16 protein-coding genes, 1 tRNA gene and 1 pseudogene are annotated in these 18606 nt (G+C 66.0%); 8 read left to right on the forward strand and 10 right to left on the reverse strand.

Annotated elements, in window-relative coordinates; all coding sequences use genetic code 11:
- The first annotated feature begins 92 nt into the window (after window positions 1-92).
- Window positions 93-824, forward strand: coding sequence for a DUF72 domain-containing protein (locus PI246_RS14055; protein ID WP_320551936.1), 732 nt, complete (start codon window positions 93-95; stop codon window positions 822-824).
- An 84-nt stretch (window positions 825-908) separates the two neighbouring features.
- On the opposite strand, the gene PI246_RS14060 is transcribed toward PI246_RS14055, so the two are convergent.
- From PI246_RS14060 to PI246_RS14085, 6 genes are all read right to left on the reverse strand, one after another.
- Window positions 909-984: transfer RNA gene (locus PI246_RS14060), tRNA-Ala, on the reverse strand.
- Between the two features lie 150 nt (window positions 985-1134).
- Window positions 1135-1434, reverse strand: coding sequence for a hypothetical protein (locus tag PI246_RS14065; RefSeq protein ID WP_320551937.1), 300 nt, complete (start codon window positions 1432-1434; stop codon window positions 1135-1137).
- 331 nt (window positions 1435-1765) lie between these two features.
- Window positions 1766-2062: a hypothetical protein gene (locus PI246_RS14070; protein WP_320551938.1), complete on the reverse strand. Its 297-nt coding sequence runs from the start codon at window positions 2060-2062 to the stop codon at window positions 1766-1768.
- A 213-nt stretch (window positions 2063-2275) separates the two neighbouring features.
- Window positions 2276-2902 (reverse strand): HAD family hydrolase, encoded by a 627-nt coding sequence (locus PI246_RS14075; RefSeq protein ID WP_320551939.1) that lies wholly within the window; start codon window positions 2900-2902, stop codon window positions 2276-2278.
- Between the two features lie 212 nt (window positions 2903-3114).
- Window positions 3115-5334 carry a CocE/NonD family hydrolase gene (locus PI246_RS14080; protein ID WP_320551940.1) on the reverse strand — a complete coding sequence of 740 codons (2220 nt, stop codon included), beginning with the start codon at window positions 5332-5334 and terminating at the stop codon, window positions 3115-3117.
- Between the two features lie 123 nt (window positions 5335-5457).
- Complete coding sequence (locus tag PI246_RS14085; protein ID WP_320551941.1) at window positions 5458-6312, reverse strand: LytR/AlgR family response regulator transcription factor; 855 nt, start codon at window positions 6310-6312, stop codon at window positions 5458-5460.
- A gap of 306 nt (window positions 6313-6618) precedes the next feature.
- Between PI246_RS14085 and PI246_RS14090 the strand changes: the two genes are divergently transcribed.
- From PI246_RS14090 to PI246_RS14105, 4 genes and pseudogenes are all read left to right on the forward strand, one after another.
- Entirely contained in the window at window positions 6619-6819 is a 201-nt protein-coding gene (locus PI246_RS14090; protein ID WP_320551942.1) for a CopG family transcriptional regulator, read from the forward strand.
- Between the two features lie 71 nt (window positions 6820-6890).
- Window positions 6891-7094: pseudogene (locus tag PI246_RS14095) on the forward strand (alkylphosphonate utilization protein); the annotation flags it as partial.
- 117 nt (window positions 7095-7211) lie between these two features.
- Window positions 7212-8462 carry a methyl-accepting chemotaxis protein gene (locus tag PI246_RS14100; RefSeq protein ID WP_320551943.1) on the forward strand — a complete coding sequence of 417 codons (1251 nt, stop codon included), beginning with the start codon at window positions 7212-7214 and terminating at the stop codon, window positions 8460-8462.
- Between the two features lie 224 nt (window positions 8463-8686).
- Window positions 8687-9535: an alpha/beta fold hydrolase gene (locus tag PI246_RS14105; RefSeq protein WP_320551944.1), complete on the forward strand. Its 849-nt coding sequence runs from the start codon at window positions 8687-8689 to the stop codon at window positions 9533-9535.
- A gap of 42 nt (window positions 9536-9577) precedes the next feature.
- On the opposite strand, the gene PI246_RS14110 is transcribed toward PI246_RS14105, so the two are convergent.
- A complete protein-coding gene (locus PI246_RS14110; RefSeq protein ID WP_320551945.1) occupies window positions 9578-10831 on the reverse strand; it encodes a hypothetical protein in 1254 nt (417 codons plus the stop codon).
- Window positions 10832-10983: 152 nt separating this feature from the next.
- Between PI246_RS14110 and PI246_RS14115 the strand changes: the two genes are divergently transcribed.
- From PI246_RS14115 to PI246_RS14125, 3 genes are all read left to right on the forward strand, one after another.
- Window positions 10984-11688, forward strand: a complete 705-nt coding sequence (locus PI246_RS14115) for a response regulator (RefSeq protein ID WP_320551946.1) — start codon at window positions 10984-10986, stop codon at window positions 11686-11688.
- A 209-nt stretch (window positions 11689-11897) separates the two neighbouring features.
- Window positions 11898-13073, forward strand: a complete 1176-nt coding sequence (locus PI246_RS14120; RefSeq protein WP_320551947.1) for a sensor histidine kinase — start codon at window positions 11898-11900, stop codon at window positions 13071-13073.
- Window positions 13074-13169: 96 nt separating this feature from the next.
- Window positions 13170-15275 (forward strand): catalase, encoded by a 2106-nt coding sequence (locus tag PI246_RS14125; protein ID WP_320551948.1) that lies wholly within the window; start codon window positions 13170-13172, stop codon window positions 15273-15275.
- A 54-nt stretch (window positions 15276-15329) separates the two neighbouring features.
- On the opposite strand, the gene PI246_RS14130 is transcribed toward PI246_RS14125, so the two are convergent.
- The 3 genes from PI246_RS14130 to PI246_RS14140 all read right to left on the reverse strand — a co-directional run bounded on the left by PI246_RS14130 (window position 15330) and on the right by PI246_RS14140 (window position 18586).
- Window positions 15330-15734 (reverse strand): DNA-binding transcriptional response regulator, encoded by a 405-nt coding sequence (locus PI246_RS14130; protein WP_320551949.1) that lies wholly within the window; start codon window positions 15732-15734, stop codon window positions 15330-15332.
- A 306-nt stretch (window positions 15735-16040) separates the two neighbouring features.
- Window positions 16041-17255, reverse strand: coding sequence for an ABC transporter permease (locus PI246_RS14135; protein WP_320552097.1), 1215 nt, complete (start codon window positions 17253-17255; stop codon window positions 16041-16043).
- A 2-nt stretch (window positions 17256-17257) separates the two neighbouring features.
- The gene (locus PI246_RS14140; RefSeq protein ID WP_320551950.1) at window positions 17258-18586 is read right to left on the reverse strand and encodes an ABC transporter permease; all 1329 of its coding nucleotides are present in this window, start codon (window positions 18584-18586) and stop codon (window positions 17258-17260) included.
- Between the last annotated feature and the right edge of the window lie 20 nt (window positions 18587-18606).

The raw sequence follows: 18606 nt of genomic DNA on the forward strand, positions 1-18606 counted from the left end.
TCCACCCCATTCGTCGGACAGCCGCCCCCGTCCATCAGCGGGGGCGGCTTTTTCATGCCCGGCAGACCCCTTACGCCCCTCGGAGACGCCGCATGACGGGTCGAGCACACGTACGCATCGGGTGCGCCGGTTGGGCGTTGTCGTCGTCGGTGGCGGCGCGATTTCCCGGCGAGGGCAGCCATCTCGAGCGTTATGCCCAGGTGTTCTCGTGCGTCGAAATCAACTCGTCGTTCTACCGGTCGCACCAGCACAAAACCTATCGGCGCTGGGCGGACAGCGTGCCCGGACCGTTCCGCTTCAGCGTCAAGCTGCCGCGGACGATCACGCACGACAGGCGCCTGCGAAGCGCGGAGCCGGAGGTGGACGCCTTCATGCACGAGGTCGAGGGTTTGGAAGGCAAGCTCGGGTGCCTGCTGGTCCAGTTGCCCCCGAGCCTCGCGCTCGACGAGCTGGCCGCCGGTGCGTTCTTCTCCCTTGTGCGCCGCTACACCGACGCTCCGCTGGCCTGCGAACCGCGTCACCCATCGTGGTTTACGGACGCGGGCTCGAGGTTGCTTGTCGACGCGGGCGTCGCCCGCGTCTGGGCGGATCCTTCCCCCGTCCCTGAGGTGGTGTCGTCGGCGGACCGCGGGTTGCTTTACCTTCGCCTGCACGGATCGCCCCATATCTATCACTCCGCCTACGACGACTCCTTTCTGGATGCCATGGCGCTACAAATGCGCGAGGCACGGCACGTGGGCAGGGACGTGTGGTGCATCTTCGACAACACGGCCCGCGGCGAGGCCGTGCCGAACGCACTGGGGCTCAGGCAACGCCTGGAATGAACGCGGAGCCGACCACGGTCGCCGCGGGCACGTATACGAAAACGCCCGAGGTCGTTGGACCCCGGGCGTTCGTTCTGGAATGAATGGTGGAGCGGAGGAGGATCGAACTCCCGACCTTCGCATTGCGAACGCGACGCTCTCCCAGCTGAGCTACCGCCCCACGAGCCGCGAATCATAGCAGCGATCTTGGCGACTGCCAACAGCCCGTTCAAGGCGCGTGTGGTGAGGCTGGGGGCCAGGTCAACCGTGCCGTACAGGCTGCGCGTCGCCCACGGAGCTTGGGGAGCGCGCGCTTCTCCCGAAGCCGCACTCAGACGAAAAAGCTGACCACTATCAGTGCGCCGGCAACCAGATCGGCGATCTTCCCCGCCAGAGTCCCGTTGAATTTGCGTTCTCGGTTTTGTCGGTAGATCTGACCCAACGTGACGTTGAGGCGCGGTGCCCCGACGAACGCGACGCGCCAGGCCAAAAGCAAGAAGGCTCCTCCTGCCAGCGCTCCCTCGAGATTCGGATGCTGTAGGTAGTCCAGCAGCGAGACGCCCAGGAGGGTGGCTGCCGCCAGGGCCGTCTTCCCATGGCGCTGGGTTTTCGCTGCGTCTACATGCCGCATCGGCCGCCGTCTCCGTCTTACCCCACCATGATTGAAGCGACATCGTCATCCGAAGTGCCATTACCGGCATCCGACCGTCGCATCCATGGGCGGCGTGCGCGGTTCAACCTGTTTTCGAATGAACCGCAAAGAGCTTTTCCAAGGCTTGCCCGACGTGCCCATGCGATCTGCCACAGCGAATATACGACGTCAGAACCCTGGAGACGCATGTCCCACCTATCGTCCAGGTGCGGCAGGGGTTACAGACGTAGTGGCTGCACGAACGTGCTGCTGCACTCGGCCACACGCGGCGCGCTGGAACGCACAGCGAATGTGATAGGGAACAGACACATCAGCAGCGCGGCGCGTCCGCAACCAGCGGCGGCTTCGACTGACGATGGAGATAGATCGCGTCGGAAAGAGCCACGACGGCCTCGATGTAGCCCGTCACGACGCGATCGCCTTCCGCTCCCAATGAGACAATCACGGCGACGGCCGCATTTCGGACATCGGGGAGGTTGAGGGGCAGGGCCATACGAGCGATCTGGTGCGCCCGAAAACGAGCTTCCGTGAGGTCGTCGGAGCGAAGGGCGTCGCGCAACCCCTTGCCTTCCTCGATGAGCGTGTGGATGTCCCGTTCGGCGTTCACATGGATGTCCCGATGCCTTGGTCCATTGAACCACGGCCGCCCGTTCAGGTGAAATGGAAATCTCCGCCGGCCCCTCGCGTTTCCGTCGCCGCCGGCGATCTTCGGGAACAGCGCGGCAGCATCGGCGTGAGGTGCGCTGGGTTTTGCCTTCGCCCGTTGACCACCGCATGGATAGCGTGGAATGAACCCGATCGTCACCGGAAAACGCAGCGCCTAAATGCCACCGGCCACCCTGGAGTCGTCGAGGAAGGCAGCCATGGCATCGACGACGCTGGCTTCGCTATCGCAGCGGGCCGATGCCATGCCGACAGCCGCTGCGCCGTCGACATTCGCCTGCACGTCGTCGATAAACAACGTGTCATGTGCACGCCAACCCAGTTTTTCGAGGACGGCGACGTATACACGGGTGTCCGGCTTGGTCACACCGAAGTCGGCCGCCACATGGGCGCGCCCGCGAAAGAGCGGGAAGAGCGCTGGCGCGATATGTTCCCAATGCGCGGAGAGAAGGCGTCCGTTGTTGGTAAGGATGGCGATGCCCGTGCCCCGCGAGGCCAGTGACGCAATGTGCCCGATGAGGCCAGGACGTACGCGCGTTGCGATTCGGCGCGCCTCTGCCCATACGTCGACGGGTATGCGCCGCCCCATCCTCTTGCCAAGGGCTTCGAGGTAGTCGTCGGGGCCGAGGTGCCCGGCGTCCGCGTCCGCTTCCAGGCCTGAGGCATAGATCGCGGCATGGACTTCCGCCGGGCTGCGTTGAAGCGCCGTGGCGATGTGATGGACGCGGATGTCGGGTCGGTAATCGACCAGCACGCCGTCCATGTCGAAAAGGATATTCTTCATCGCCGGTATCGTACCTCGGGCTGGAAACAAGCCCAGCCATCCCTGGCTCGCTACCGGTCTGCCTGGGGCCTTCGTACGTCCTTTCTCAGAGTTAGAAAGGGGGGCGCCAGGTAACCCGCAGGGAGGTTCTTTCCTCCATCGGCCCCTTTCGGATTCGGGTTCTGCCGGTAGCCCTTGATGGATGAACGAAGACACGCGGGCTTACCCGAACCTTAATCGTCCTCGGACGGGTTCACGCCGACGTCCAGATAGCTCGAGGCCAGAAACCTCAGGCGCAGCGGGGCGCCAGCGTCGCTCACGGATTCATCGCTGACGTCCCGTCCGGTTCCGTAGTTGATCTGTCGGTCCGGGCCTTTGGGAACGCTGATCACGGCCACCAGCCGGCTTCCCTTCGCCAACCGGCGTCCGGCGACGGTCTGGCTCGTTATCTTGAGTCGCGTCGGTGTGTCCGCGTCGAGCAGGTGTCGCGACGTCCTGTCCGTGGCATAGCTGGCCCGGCCAAGATACGACGCGATGTCCTTCCAGCGCCCGTCACCGGTGACTTCATAGAGGTCGATCGCCAGATCGACGTCCCGCTTATTTATGATGACGTCGAGGGATGCGGTGAACAGGCCGGTGACTTCGATGGAGCGCTCCAGGGGCGCCGTCTCGAAAACCCGCGCATGGCGCAGATCCGGCGCGCTGCCAGGCGGTTGATAGTCCACGTCGCTGCGATCGCGGAAGTCGACGACCAGGTCTGGTGGCGCCTGCCGCGGTACCCTTGCCAGATCCAGCCCCGTGCCTTGCGTGTCCCCGGTGAGGTACAGCTTCCACCGCCGCTGGCTCATCGCTGCAAGATCATGCACGTGCCGCCAGCGGTTGGTCCCCATCACTTCGAAATTCACGCGATCACTCAGCGCGTCGGGCAGTGGGTCACCGTGAAACACGTGATCGAACCACGCCAGCCGGATCGCGGCGAGGTCCAGCATCGCCACCGGGTCGACCCGGGTGCCGCGTACGGCGGCGAATACGCCAGTTTGCATGGCCGTGTGGTGGTACGGCCCGATGAGCAGGCGGTGATCGGCCGAGGGGCGGTAGGCGAGGTGTTGTTCGAAGTAGTACAACGCGCCCACCATGCCGCCGTCGAAATAACCCGTCTGGGTGAAGACGGGGATGTCGATATCGGCGAAGGCACGGCCGAAGGGGATCATGCGCTGCCAGTACGCGTCATAGGAAGGGTGCCTGAGCCACGTGTCGAAGACCGGATTGGGCGTGCCGTCGATCCTGTCGAGGTCGCGATAGGGACGGCCGCTGGTGTACCAGCGTCGCCTTAGCCGGTTCCACCGGTCGCGATCGTCGTACGTCGCCTCGTCCAGGCCTCGCGTGTCGGTGGTATAGAACGGCCACGCGTAGATGAAGGTCTGGAAGACGTTGCCCTGCATCGGCGTGTCGATACCCGGTGCGTTCGTCGCGTTGGTCGCGATGGCCTTGAGCGCGGCAGGATGGTGTCCGGCGGCGGCCCATTGGGTGAAGCCGTTATAGCTGCCGCTGAACATGCCGACACGTCCGTCGCTCCAGGGTTGGCTCGCCAGCCAATCGATCACCGCGGCGGCATCCTCGCCGTCGTGTTCGTAAGGACGGATCGGGCCCGTGCCGCGTCCCTTGCCTCTGGCGTACGCCACGACACCCACGTAGCCGTGCGCGGCCATGCTCATGGCGTCCGCCATGCTCCATGCGTCGTTGGCGTAGATCGTGAAATTGAGCAAGGCCACACGCCTTGATGCAGGCTGGATCCGCGGTCGTACGACAAGCGCTGCGATGAGCGTGCCGTCATGCGTCGGGATAAGGACATGGTCGTCGATGAGGAAGCGCCGACGGGCGTCGGCCCGTAACAGGGGTTGGCTGGCCGGCAGCAGGAACCGCCACGTGGCGTAGGCCTGCCAGGCGGCGACCCCATCGGCGGTGCCGGAACAGTCCGTTCCCGCCGGTGTCCCGCACGTGGGCACCGATGCGACGGCGGCATGCTTCAGCGCATCGAGGTCGGCGCGATACCGTGCGTACGCCGCGACAGCCTGCGCGTCGTCCAACGACGCGTACCCTTCATCGAACGCGCGGCGAAGCGCCTGGCTGGATGGGGTTCCTTTCGCCTCGTATCGCCTCGCACGCAGGTAGACGCGCCAGGGTACGAGCGCGGGGACGAGGCGCGGTTCCTCGTCGCGTTCGGTCGATGCCAATCGATCCAGGGTGGCTTCCGCATCGTCCAGACGGTTTGCGGCCAGTTGCAGGCGTAGCAGGGTCTCCAGTCCGCCGATATCGGTACGGTGCTCATAGCGGGGAATGAGTTCCTTCGCGACAGTCGCGTCCGATGTCGCCAAGGTGGTCGCCGGGGCGGGGACGCCCATCGGTACCAGCAGCACGGCCGCCATGGCGGCGATCCGGATCCATCGTTTCATACGGTGCTCCCGTTGCCCCGGAACGTGGGGCGTCGGGGCGGGATGCTGGGCTCCCTGGCAGGCTGGGTGGCGAAAATCCAGCCAAAAGCGCCGACGGAGCGGCGAACGAACACGGCGAGTCGGTCAAAGGACGCGATCGCGAACGCGCTTCGCACCTTCCCGGCTCGTTTTCACCGCCGGCCCGGCAGGCAGGTGAAGCAGCAGGCAGCCTCCGCCGGCCGGTTCGATGTGCGTGACTCGCTGGATGTCCACCAGCCACGACCGATGCACCCTCACGTAACGCGCTGGATCGAGCGTGCGTTCGAACTCCGCCAGGGTAACGCGAACCAGGTGGGTGCCATCGGTCGTTCGCACCTCGGCGTAGTCATCTGCCCCACCGATACAGACGACGGTGTCCCAGTCCAGCGGGCGCCACTCGTCGCCGATCCGTACGAAATGGCGTGACGGCCTGGCCTCGGGTGCCGGATCGGCATCCGACGATGGCCCTGGCGGGGCCGCGGGCGGGACCGACCCGAGCGAGGCCAGGGTATCGCGCATGGCCTGCAGATGGGCGAGCGCGGCGATGAGCGCGTAGGTGGTGACGTTCTCGAGCGTCTGCCATGCCAGGCCACCTTTGTTGAAGGGCCGGATGAGATAACCGTCGGGGCTCTTGCCTACGAAGAAGCCGAGCAGCACCAGCACCATCCCATAGGCCAGCAGCGCGTAGATCGCCCCCATGCCGAGATGAACGACCAGTTGCGTGAGCATGGAGCGACCGATGAGCCGGTGGACGACCACGTGCCGTATCGCTATCCCCAGCAAGATCACGGGAACCGTGTTAGCCAGTGCGCCTAGCAGCGTTGCTGGCAAGTCGGCATCCAGTGCCACGCGGATCACGGCGGCGTAGGCGACGAACGCCAGGGCCGTCGCCACCAGATAGACAGGGCGGCACCACAGGGGGGCGCCGGGGGGAGGGGCTATCGCAACGGTGGGGTTCATCGGGGCCTCCGGGCTGCCGATGGTACGACATGATCCCGTTGACGCTCGACGAGGCGCGTTCTTGCGTCAAGCGAGCAACGCAAACGCACCTGACAGGCAAAGGCCTTGCCCATGGCGAAGCGCAACGCCGTGGGCCGGCTGCGAACGGCATGCTTGGATGTCCATTGGCCACATGCCGCGGACGTCCAGCGTGGGATCTGTCGCTGGCCGTCTCGCTGGTCGCCCACCCCTTGCGGTGACGGACCTCGTTATGTGCGTGACATACACATGTTATGATCATGCCATGTGTGTCTTTGTGTGCCAGCCATGACCCAGGAATCCCGTACATCGCGGCTGACCCTCCTGATCGACCCTCGCAAGAAGGCCGTGTTCGAACGTCTTTGCGAAGCGCGTGACACCACGCCATCGCAGGTGGTCCGGCAGATGATCCGTGACTACATCGAACGGGAGACGGGGCGCCCCTGGCATGCCGACGAGGCAGCGCCGCCTGCGGGCGGCGACGCCTGACACCGCCGCCACCGAGCCTGCCGGCGACGGGCAAGCGTCTCTTTTTTCAACCGGGAAACATCAAGATGGCTGTGCGTGACAGCAACGGTAACGAGCTCGTGGAAGGCGACGGCGTCACCGTCATCAAGGATCTCAAGGTCAAGGGATCGTCCCTGACGTTGAAGCGTGGGCGTGCGTTCAAGAGCATCCACCTGACCGACGACGAGGAACATGTCGAGGTCCGGGATGGCAAAAGCGTTCTCGTGTTGAAGACCTGCTTCCTCAAGAAGGCGTAACGCGCGGCGATTCGCTGCGGCACGATGGGGAACGGGGCGGCGGCGTGGGTCGCCTAAAGTTTTCGAGGTTTTTGCCGAAAACGTGCCACCCTCCATCCCCGATACAGGCACTTCCCCATGCAGGCTCTTTCTCGCTGGTTCAGGACGGCGCGTTCGTTCGTACCCGCCGTCCCGGTTGGCCCGTCGACCGTTTCCGACCCGTCTGCCGAACTCCGTGAGACGGTCAATCCGCCGCCCCACGCGGACGATGCGGCCCTGGAAGCGCTCCAGGCGCGTTTCGACCTCGTCCGCCGGGTGAGCAACGATGGCTTGTGGGACATGGAAGCCATCGGTGGTCAGGTCGACGCGTCGCAGCCGTTCTGGTGGTCGGATCAGTTCCGCCGCCTGCTGGGCTTTGCGTCCGAAGCCGATTTCCCGAACGTGCTGGGCAGCTGGTCGAGCCGCCTGCACCCGGACGACGTCGAGCCGACGCTGTCCGCGTTCTCGGCGCATCTGGCCGACACGAGCGGGCGGACGCCGTACGACGTGCGGTATCGCCTTCGCCTGCGCGACGAGACCTATCGCTGGTTTCGCGCACAGGGGCAGACGATTCGTCACCCGAACGGCGAGCCGATCCGCGTGGCAGGGTCGCTGACCGACATCCATGACGAAATGGAGCGCGACGCCGAACTCGAACTCATGATCACCCGCTTCAATCTGGCCCGCGAACTGTTGAACGACGGCCTGTGGGACATGAGCGTGGTCGCGGGCGATCCGATCAACCCCAAGAACGCGTTCTGGTGGTCGCCGCAGTTCCGGCAGTTGCTGGGTTTCGGCTCGACGGCGGAGTTTCCGGACGTGCTCGATAGTTGGGCGTCGCGGCTGCATCCCGAAGACAAGGACCTGACCCTGCAGGCGTTCGTCGACCACCTCAACGACAAGACCGGGCAGACACCTTACGACGTGCACTACCGGGTGCGTTGCAAGGATGGCGACTATCGCTGGTTCCGCGCACGGGGGCAGACCAGCCGCGAAGCGGATGGCACGCCGCTGCGCGCCGTCGGCGTGCTGACCGACGTGCAGAAGGAACGCGATCGCGTCGCCGCCGAACAGGCCAGGGAGCGTCAGGCCGAGGCCACCGTGGCGGCTGCGGGGCGCATCGGCGAGCTCGTGTCGGACATCCAGCTTATCGCCCACCAGACCAACATCGTCTCGCTCAACGCGACGATCGAAGCGGCCCGGCTCGGCCACGACGGAAAGGGCTTCGGCGTGATCGCCGACGAAATCCGCCGCCTGGCGCATACGACCCGGCAACTCACCGACCAGGTGGCCGACCTGCAGGGCGTGATCCTGGCAGGGGTGAACGCCGAGGCCGGCGTCGCGGCGTGACGGCCATCGGTGCCTCGCGACGTGCGGTGAGCCTGCCGGGACGCTAGCGGTAGGCCGTGGGCGGGGAAGGGATCACCCCCGGGAGCTCTCAGGGGCGCATGGGTGCGCAGGGGAATGGTCCCGAAGAGGGCGTCTATGACGACGCCCCCTTTTCGCTCCGTTCGCCTGGCATTGATGGTCCGGCTGCGAGCGTCACTGCCTTCTACCCAGGCCCGGAGTCCATGATGCCGTTCATTACCAGCAAAGCCACCGCCCAGCCCACCTCGCTGTTTTACGAAGAAATCGGGCAGGGGCGCCCCGTGGTCTTCATCCACGGATGGCCCTTGTCGAGCGCGATGTGGGAGTACCAGCTGGGGGCCGTCGCCGATGCCGGTTTCCGCGCCATCGCCTACGACCGTCGTGGGTTCGGTCGTTCGGATCACCCGGCGACGGGCTACGACTACGACACCTTCGCCGACGACCTCCACACTTTGCTGCAAGAACTCGACCTGCGCGACGTGACGCTCGTGGGCTTTTCCATGGGTGGTGGCGAGGTGGCGCGTTACGTCGCCCGTCACGGCGGCGACCGCGTGCATAGCGTCGCGTTCATTTCCGCCGTGACGCCCTATCTGCTCAAGGGGCCGGACAACCCGGATGGCGTGGATGCCGATGTCTTCAAGCAGATGAAAGACAAGCTCATCGAGGAGCGTCCGGCCTTCCTTGAGCCCTTCGCCAAGCAGTTCTTCGGCGCGGGCCTGCTCTCCCACCCGGTCAGCCAGGCGACGCTGGACGCCAGCCTGACGGTCGCGATGCAAGCGTCCAAAAAGGGCACGCTCGATTGCGTGGACGCGTTCAGCGCTACGGACTTCCGGCAGGATGTCGCGGCCCTCCGGCTGCCGACGCTCATCGTCCATGGCGACGCGGACAAGATCGTGCCGGCCGAAGCCAGCGGCCAGCGCCTCGCCAACGCCGTGGCCGGCTCGGTCTACAAGGAGTACAGCGGTGCGCCGCATGCGCTGGTGATAACGCACAAGGACGATGTCAATCGCGACCTGGTCGATTTCTTGCGTGGGCGCACCACGCCAGCCCACTGACCTGCGCCGATCCACCGACGGTGAGCCTGGCATCTCCCAGGCTCATCGTTGCCGTATACGACCGTCCTCGAGGGTCCAGCCAGGCGAAAGCGCCAATTGCCAGCCCGGCCCGCTGTAAGACTGACCCTTGCCGCTCGCCGGCCCCCTCACACGAGCCGACTGACCGCCGTCTGCGACCAGCAGGCCGTCCGTGACGGTGAGCGTGCCCCACGTATCGTGGAGGATCGCGTGGGGATACACCGTGCCGATCCCCGGCATGGCCACGAGGTTTCTCGGGTCGAATTCGATCTGCATCGCTTGCAGGGGAACCCAGACCGTGGGTCCGTCCACGAGACGCTCCCGCCATACCGCTAGCTGCTTATCCCGTGCCGCCTCCCGGCGTTGCTCGTCGGCATGCACATCGGCGTAGCCGTACCGGTCGCGTACGGATGACGGGTCAGGCAGCGGCGTGTCGCCCGTTGCCCTGTAAAGCAGTTCGCCCAGGTCGTCCGACGGCCGTACCGCATGGGTCCACCCGGGAGACCAGCGGTCGAGCAGCAGGCCGTAGGCCGGTCCCGACGCATAGGCGAAGCTGCGCACATAGCCGTCCCGCCGGTCGTAGTCGTCGAGCGTCGCAAGGGTGGACGCCACGCCATCGGCGCTGCCTAGCCGCTTGCCCGTGTACTCGGCCACGCCTTCATTGATCTCGAGCGCCTGCTCGCCAGCCGTCGCCGTCGCCCCAAGCCGACGCCGCGCCTCGCGAAACGATAGCGCGTCGCGAATGGCCACCCGCTGCGCCGCACCGTGGGAGCGAAGCGCTTCGGCCAGGGCGCGCCACTCCAGTCGCATGGTTTCGCGCCCCTCGCGGGTGTCCAGGTGTGCCGGCAGCGGGGCGGTGGGCGGCGGGAGACGTTCGGGCTGGATACGATGGAACGCCTCGTGCATCAACAGTTCCGCCCGCTTGCGCGGGTCGTCGGGCAAGGGCAGCACGACCATGGTCCAGCGGGTGCCGTTCCAGTCGATGGCGGTATTGGCCACGCCCACGTCAGCGGGCAACGTGTCCGAGACGATCGCGTCGCGGGCGGTGGGATCGCGACCGATATCCCTGTACGCGTCGAAGGTCCGGGTTTGCGGATCGACGATGAGTAGGGGCCCGCATAGCGACAGGCCCCAGAGGCGTCCGTCATCGCGTTGGCACAGCGAGCGGTACTCGGTCACGGTCGCGATGGCCTCGCGTCGCCCATCGTTGGCGTGGACCTGGCCTGCGGCGGCCTGGGTGAACAGACCGGCTGCGACGATGCCGATCGTCGCTCGCACAAGGCGGGAGCATGATGGGAACATAGCGGTTCGACCCTGCGTGGATGGCGTGGCAGGAGTCTGACAAGCCGTGGTATGCGTCGAATGTCGCGCGTGTATCCGGCGATGCATCGATGACACGATCGCGATACATTCGGTGGTTACGGTGAGCTATGACGAACCGAAGGAACCTCATCCTCGTGGTGGAAGACGACGACAGCGTCCGTGACGCCATCGTCGGTTACCTGATCCGCCACGATCTCGAGGCGATGGGTGCGCGTGATGCCGTGGCGTTCGATGCCCTTGCCTCAGGTCATCGCGCCGACCTGGTCATCCTCGACGTCATGCTGCCCGGTGAGGACGGGCTTTCCCTCTGCAGGCGGCTGCGTGGTTCGGGTGTTCCCGTGCTCATGCTCAGTGCGCTGGCGGATACGACCGACCGGATCGTCGGGCTGGAACTGGGCGCAGCCGATTACCTGGCCAAGCCGTTCGATCCACGGGAACTGCTCGCCCGGGTACGGGCCATCCTTCGGCGCGATACCTCGGTATCGACCGGTAAAGACCACGTCTTCCGTTTCGACGGATGGGTCTTCGAGCCGATAGCGGCCCGTTTGCTGGCACCGGATGGATCGAACGTGGCGATGACCGCGGGAGACCTGCGCATGCTCTGGGCGTTCGTGCGCCACGCCGGCCAGGTGCTGAGCCGGGAAAGGCTGCTCGACCTTACGCGCGACGCGTCCGAAGGGCCTTTCGATCGCGCGATCGACCTGGCGGTCAGCCGCTTGCGCCGACGACTGGCGGACGCCGGCGGTACGCCGCTCATCGACACCGTCCGTGGCCTGGGCTATCGCTTTCGTCCACGGGTCAGCGCCTCGTGAGATGGTCCGCACCGATCATGGCGCAGGTGGCGATGCTGGCGTTGGCGACATTGGTTCTGTCGTTCGTCGTTTGCCTGGCCATCGCGTGGACCGTACCCACGCCGCCGCCGGTACGGATGACGTTGGGGGAGGTCTTGCGCGTCGTACGTGGCGGTACGGACGACGCGCTGACACGTGCGATACGTGCGTCACCGCCGGCGGGACGACGGGTGGAAGCCATCGAGGCCGCCCTGGCCCGCGCCCTGTCGGTCGATCCCGCGACCGTCCGCGCGCGGTGGCGGGACAGTGAAGGGGCGGGCAAGGCCAGCGACGTCGGCCAGAGCGTGGTGCTCGTGGGCGACCGTGCGCTGCTGGTCGACAGCGGCGCCAGCGGATTCCAGATGCGATACGGGCCAGACGTGCGCATCGGACTGGACGTGCGGATGCCCGCGTTCGACGTCGCGCTGCGGCAGCGTGATGGTCGATGGCAGTGGGTCATGCCGGTCGATCGGCATCGGCGCGAATGGCGCATGCGCCTGCTGATCGCCTTCGGTATCGCGCTCGTTCTCTCGGCGGCTCCGGTCTGGCTGGCCTCCCGCCGCCTTTCCCGTCCTATCATGGCGCTGGCGTCCCGCGCGTCGGTCAGTGCCCTGGAGACCGAGGCGTCTTTCCCCCTCGACGGGCCTGAGGAAATCCGGGCTGTCGCACGTGCGATGAACGACATGCATCGCCGACTCGCCGAGCAGGCAACAGAGCGTTTCCAGTCATTCACCGCGATTGCCCACGATCTGCGCACGCCGCTGACGGGGCTGCGCATTCGCGCGGAATGCATGCCGCCGGGGGAGCGCGAACGCATGGTGGCCGATCTGGAACGGATGGGCGCCATGATCGACGACATGCTCGCGTACGCGCGCATCGATCGTCAGGGGGTGCGATGGGAGCGGGTCGACCTCGTCGCCTTTCTCCGGGCGATCACGCTTGATCGCCAATCGATCGCACAGCCGGTCGACTTCCGTCCCTCGGTATCGTCCGCTTCCGCACAGGTCGATCCACTCATGCTTCGCCGCGCGATCGACAACCTCCTGGACAACGCGTTTCGTTATGCCGGAAATGCGTCGCTCGACATCGCACGATCGGGCAGCGCCATTCATATCCACGTCGACGACACCGGCCCAGGCATTCCCGAGAACCACATGGAAGCCGCCCTGAAACCATTCACGCGCCTGGAAGCGTCGCGCAACGCAGCGACAGGCGGGGTGGGACTGGGCCTGGCGATCGCCGAGCGCGTCTGTACGGCGCACGGAGGAAGGCTGCATCTCCAGAACAGGTCACCCCAGGGCCTGAGGGTGACGATCGTACTCAATCCGCTCGACGACAGTCTGCATGCACACATGCCCAAGGCGTGACCCGCCCATCCGCGCCGATGCCGTTGTCGCGGGGATTGCACGGCACCTTGACGCCACCTAGAGCAGGTTGACTCGATTCACACGCCGAGGTCAGCCATGGTCAAGAAAACCGCGCCAACGTCATCCAAGCCGATCGCCGCCGCCAGCAAGAAGGCGCGCGGCGACGTTCGAGGCCAGGGGGACGAACTGCACCAGCAAGCGGGAGGCGGGCATCCGCCGCTGACGACCAACCAGGGCGGCGTGATCAGCGACGATCAGAATACGTTGAAGGTCGGTCCGCGCGGTCCCGTATTGCTTGAGGATTTCGTGCTCAGGGAAAAGATCACGCACTTCGATCACGAGCGCATCCCCGAGCGCGTGGTCCATGCGCGCGGCTCGGCAGCCCATGGCTTTTTCGAGCTGACCAAGTCACTCAAGAAGTACACCAGCGCCCGCATCCTCACGGAAGTCGGTGAGCGCACGCCCGTGTTCGTGCGTTTCTCCACCGTCGCCGGAGGCGCCGGGTCGGTCGATACGCCGCGCGACGTGCGCGGCTTCGCCGTCAAGTTCTATACCGGCGAAGGCAACTGGGACCTTGTCGGCAACAACATTCCGGTGTTTTTCATCCAGGATGCCATCAAGTTCCCGGACCTCATCCATGCGGTGAAGATGGAGCCGGATCGTGGGTTTCCTCAGGCAGCGTCGGCGCACGACACGTTCTGGGATTTCATCTCGCTCACGCCCGAAGCCATGCACATGGTCATGTGGGCGATGTCGGATCGGACGATTCCCCGCTCGTTGCGGATGATCGAAGGATTCGGCGTGCACACGTTCCGCCTCGTCAACGAGGGCAAGAGCACGTTCGTCAAGTTCCATTGGCGGCCGAAGCTGGGCTTGCAGTCCACGGTGTGGGACGAGGCCGTGAAGCTGGCCGGGGCCGACCCCGACTTCCACCGTCGCGATCTTTTCGAATCCATCCAGTCCGGAAACTATCCCGAATGGGAGCTGGGCGTGCAGCTGTTTACGGAAGAGGACGCCGAGCGGTTCCCGTTCGATCACCTGGATGCGACCAAGCTGATTCCCGAAGAGCTCGTGCCGCTGACGATCGTCGGCCGGATGGTGCTCGATCGCTGGCCGGACAACTTCTTCGCCGAAACCGAGCAGGTGGCGTTCTGCCCGTCTCACATCGTGCCAGGCATCGACTTCAGCAACGATCCGCTACTGCAGGGTCGCCTGTTCTCCTATCTGGATACCCAGCTGTCCCGCCTGGGATCGCCCAACTTCCATCAGTTGCCGATCAACGCCCCTAAGTGCCCGTTCGCCAACCACCAGCGTGACGGCCATATGCAACGTGAGGTACCCAAGGGCCGCGTCGCCTATGAGCCCAGCTCGCTCCAGGCAGACTCCCCGCGCGAGGACCCGCGACGCGGGTTTGGATCGTTCCCCGCGACCGAACAGGGCGTGCGGGATCGCCTGCGTTCGGAAACGTTCGCCGATCACTATAGCCAGGCCCGCCTGTTCTATCGCAGCCAGACGCCTCACGAGCAGACGCACGTCGCATCCGCACTCGTTTTCGAGTTGTCGAAGGTCGAGACCGCGCACGTGCGTGACGCGGTAGTGGGCCATCTCCGGCACATCGACGAGGCACTGGCTCGCCGCGTCGCCGATGGGCTGGCGATGGACTCACTGCCCCCCGCGCCCGCCGCCCGGGTGGCGCCGATCGATATGCCGGTCTCTCCCGCATTGCAGATCATCGGCAAGATGAAGCGCACCCTCGAGGGTCGCGTCGTCGGCATCCTCGTCAACGACGGTTCGGATGCGAAGACCGTTTCCGCGTTAAAGACCGCCTGCGCCGACGCTGGCGCGACGGTGAAGATCGTCGCGCCGAAGGTAGGCGGCGCGAAGCTGTCCGACGGCAAGAAGCTCGTGGCGGATGGGCAACTGGCCGGTACGCCGTCGATCAACTTCGACGCGGTCGCCGTGGTGCTGAGCGCTGAGGGTGCGCAGCAACTCACCCGCGAAGCGGCAGCGGTGGATTTCGTTCGTGACGCCTTTGGCCACCTTAAGGCCATCGCTTTGGATGACGGCGGCCGTGCGTTGTTCGACGCGGCGGGCTTGGCACCGGACGAGGGTGTCATCGCCGCCAGGCAGCCGAAGGCGTTCGTCGAAGGCGCGAAGGGGCGTTATTTCGATCGCGAGTCGACGGTGCGGATGCTGGCCTGACACGCCAGGGGAGGGCATGGAACCGGCGCGTGCCGGTTCCGTGCGGCCGCAGCGCTACGCGATGGCACACGCCGCGTCGATGGAACGCGCGAGGGCGGCTTTATCGAACGGCTTGACCAGACGAATCGCCGTCAGTGGTGCGTTTTCCGCGGGCTCGTCAGGGTCCGACAGCATGATGACGATCGCCATGCCGGGATGCGTCGCTCTGGCTCGCGCCAAGTAAGCACCCGAGCGATCGTCGCCCGGCGCGGGCACTGCCGCGATCAGGATGTGGACCGGCTCGCGCTCGATCACCGATGCTGCCGCGCCGCTGTGGCTCGATGCCACCCGCACGTCGTAGCCGCGGCTGCGTAAGCAATCCGCGACCGTGTCGGCGACGGTCGGGCGGGGCTCGATGACCACGGCCAGCGCGGATGCCGGCAGCGTGCGGAACGTTGGGTTGTCGTCAGGGGTCGTCATGCTGACGACTCCGCTTAAGGCAGCGGCCTGAGACGTGGCAGGCAAGCGTCTCGGTGAGCGTTCGTCTCGTTCGCCCGAATCGCGGGATAGTGCGATCGCAGGGGCCGGTGTGCCTTGATGTTCGGTTTCTCTCGATCCTGCATCGTCGCACCACCCTCGATCCGTTTGACCCCTAGGATCTGGCGATAGATACGATGATCCTCAAGGTCAAGCGCGCGCGGCGACGGGTGCTTGTTCAGGTTGGGCGGCCCTCGCGGCGGGGATGCCTCACCACGATGCGCCGGCTCGCGCGTGCATCCCTGCGCCTCATATCGAACGCGTCGCCACCACCGGCGGCACGGCTGCGGCGCGCAAGGCTGGCGAAAGGACCGCGAGTTGGCCCAGCACCCAGAGCGTCACGGTGCCGATCGGCAGGTAGAACGAAGGCAGCCGCGGAAGTTCGTAGGCGCTCATCAGCAAGGCGTTCATGCCATAGGCCAGGACCATGCCCGCCACCACGCCGATCGTAACGATCAGGAAGTTCTCCATCTGGAAATAGCGCAGGATGTCGCGCCGCGTGGCACCGATCGCCCGGCGGATACCGATCTGTCGACGTCGTTGCGCGACCCAGAAGCTGGCCAGCCCGAAGATGCCGAGCGCGGTCACGAGCAGCAGCGCGATCACGATGCCCGCGAGCATGCCCACCATCACGCGGTCACCCTGGAAATAGCGCTGGCGCAACGCGCTCACGGTACGGGTGGCGTCGTCGTCGATGACCACCTCGGGCGCGACGCGTGCGACCGCTTCCCGTGCCTTATGCAGCACCGCGTCGATCTCCGCTGCCGGTGCCCGCAACAGGTAACGCCCCGCAAGCTTCGCTCCCGGCGCGCCCGGCACGAACACGGCCCATTCCGCGCTGTTCGCGCCGCGGCTACCGGGCGCGGCGAGAGCCAGGTGGTCGAGCACGCCGATAACGCGGAAGTGATACGACGACACCCAGAATTCGTGGCCTAGCGGGTCTTGGCCGGGCCACAGGTGATCGGCCAGGGCACGTGTGACGAGCACCCGCGAATCGTTGGGAACGAAATCGGTCACCGGCACGTAGTCCGATGGGCCGGGAGCCTGGCCGGCCACGACCCGCAGCCCCATCGCGTCCAGTGTGCCGGGCCCGCTCACGTAGAAATCCACTTGGCCGCCGCGGTGCTTGTGTTCGGCATCGGTGGAGATGCCCGCCGTGGCCACCTGGGGACCGAACGGCACGCCGCCGACGACGCTCACCGCGGTGACGCCGGGGACGGCGCGCAGCGCCGACACGATGCGCCCGTTGAGGTCACTCGCACGCGCGTCGTCGAAGCCGTCGACGCCCAGCAGCGCAAGCGACGATTCGTCCACGCCGCTGACGACCTGCATCGCCGCAAACCGATGGGCGATGAGAAAACAGGCATTGCACAGCACGGCGCAGGCGAGGGCGATTTCAAGCGTGATGAGCGCGGCGGCGATGCGATGCTTGCGCAGCGCGGCCAGGATCGGGCGGATAGGCATGGTCATCCCAGCGTCTTCAGTTGGAGGGCGGGCGGCACGCGGCTGGCGCGCAGGGCGGGGAAACATCCTGCGAGCAGGCTGCTGAGGATGGCCAGGAGAAACGTCACGGCGAACATCGCGACATCGATGTGGGCCATGTCGGCATACGCGACCGGTTGTTGCCGCACCAGCCACAAGCCGGCGAGCGTGAGCAGCCAGCCACCGAAGCCGCCGAACGCGCCGATGACGCCGGCTTCCACGAAGCACTGGACGAAGATCGCCTGCCGCGTGGCGCCGAGCGCGCGTCGCACGCCGATCTCGCCGCTGCGGCGCAGGAAGTTGGCCAGCAACAGGCCGGTCGCGTTGAACAGGCAGATCGCGAGAAAAGCGAAGGCCAGGTTCGTCTGCAACTGCACGTCGCTGGGCACCACCCCGTTGTAGTCAAGCCAGGCCATCAGGCTGCGCAGGCGCGTGCCTTCGGCGACCTCGTAGCGCCCCAACGCTTTTTGCTGGGCGGCGTAGCCGGCGAGGAAGTCGCGATAGGCGGCGACCCGGGCGGGCGTGTCCAGTTGCACCCACAACTTTACCCAGACGCAGGGAGCCTCCTGGAGGTGGCCGGGCACCGGTGCGAGGGCCCAGCAATCGAATTGCTGGAAGTGCCCGTCGTTGATCTGCAGGCCCGTGGACAGTGGCGTCATGACGTCCTGCACCTTGCCGTAGAAGTCCGCCGTGTCGCCATGCGCGAACCGCCCGGCGGCGACGTCGTAAAATAAGGGCGACGGTCGCCACGTGTCGAGGACGCCAACGATGCGTACCGACGTGTCGCGTAGCCGGACCGTCCGGCCCACGCTGTTGGCGCCTCCGAAAAGGCGCCGGTTGGTGTCGAAGGAAATCACGGCCACGTGCGCCTGTTTCGCGTCGTCGTCCGCGCTCCAGCCCGACCCGTAGAGAAACGGTACGTCGAACATCGGGAAGAAGTCGGCGGTGGTGGACAGCATCTGGCCCATCAGCGGCGGGGTCCGGGCGTCCGGCGCGGTCACGCGAAGCTGGCTATCCACGATCAGTGTCTGGCGGTCGGCGCGACCCGCGCGCCACAGATCCATGGCCGAGCGGTAATCCATCACGTCAGGCGGCTCGTCGCCGCCCTCATACCCTTTGGGTGTTGGATTGACCTGGGGATAGAACAGGCGCGCGCTGCGGCCCGGCAGCGGATCGCGTGCGAGCAGGTGCATGACCGTCAGCGTGGTCATGCTGGCGCCGATGCCCACGGCGATCGCCAGGACCATCAGTGCCGATAGCGTGCCGTTGCGGCGTATGTTTCGCAGCGCCATGTCGAAGTAGTAAGCCAGCATGGGTTCCCTTGTCGTGCCGT

It is taken from the genome of Luteibacter sahnii, assembly GCF_034063545.1.
Taxonomy (GTDB): domain Bacteria; phylum Pseudomonadota; class Gammaproteobacteria; order Xanthomonadales; family Rhodanobacteraceae; genus Luteibacter; species Luteibacter sahnii.

Bases quoted from the DNA above. Each gene is read 5' to 3' on its own strand.
- PI246_RS14075 (WP_320551939.1), bottom strand. From the start codon at position 2,902: ATGAAGAATATCCTTTTCGACATGGACGGCGTGCTGGTCGATTACCGA.
- PI246_RS14090 (WP_320551942.1), top strand. From the start codon at position 6,619: ATGACCCAGGAATCCCGTACATCGCGGCTGACCCTCCTGATCGACCCT.
- PI246_RS14130 (WP_320551949.1), bottom strand. From the start codon at position 15,734: ATGACGACCCCTGACGACAACCCAACGTTCCGCACGCTGCCGGCATCC.
- PI246_RS14140 (WP_320551950.1), bottom strand. From the start codon at position 18,586: ATGCTGGCTTACTACTTCGACATGGCGCTGCGAAACATACGCCGCAAC.
- PI246_RS14115 (WP_320551946.1), top strand. From the start codon at position 10,984: ATGACGAACCGAAGGAACCTCATCCTCGTGGTGGAAGACGACGACAGC.
- PI246_RS14100 (WP_320551943.1), top strand. From the start codon at position 7,212: ATGCAGGCTCTTTCTCGCTGGTTCAGGACGGCGCGTTCGTTCGTACCC.
- PI246_RS14065 (WP_320551937.1), bottom strand. From the start codon at position 1,434: ATGCGGCATGTAGACGCAGCGAAAACCCAGCGCCATGGGAAGACGGCC.
- PI246_RS14055 (WP_320551936.1), top strand. From the start codon at position 93: ATGACGGGTCGAGCACACGTACGCATCGGGTGCGCCGGTTGGGCGTTG.
- PI246_RS14085 (WP_320551941.1), bottom strand. From the start codon at position 6,312: ATGAACCCCACCGTTGCGATAGCCCCTCCCCCCGGCGCCCCCCTGTGG.
- PI246_RS14125 (WP_320551948.1), top strand. From the start codon at position 13,170: ATGGTCAAGAAAACCGCGCCAACGTCATCCAAGCCGATCGCCGCCGCC.
- PI246_RS14135 (WP_320552097.1), bottom strand. From the start codon at position 17,255: ATGCCTATCCGCCCGATCCTGGCCGCGCTGCGCAAGCATCGCATCGCC.
- PI246_RS14105 (WP_320551944.1), top strand. From the start codon at position 8,687: ATGCCGTTCATTACCAGCAAAGCCACCGCCCAGCCCACCTCGCTGTTT.
- PI246_RS14080 (WP_320551940.1), bottom strand. From the start codon at position 5,334: ATGAAACGATGGATCCGGATCGCCGCCATGGCGGCCGTGCTGCTGGTA.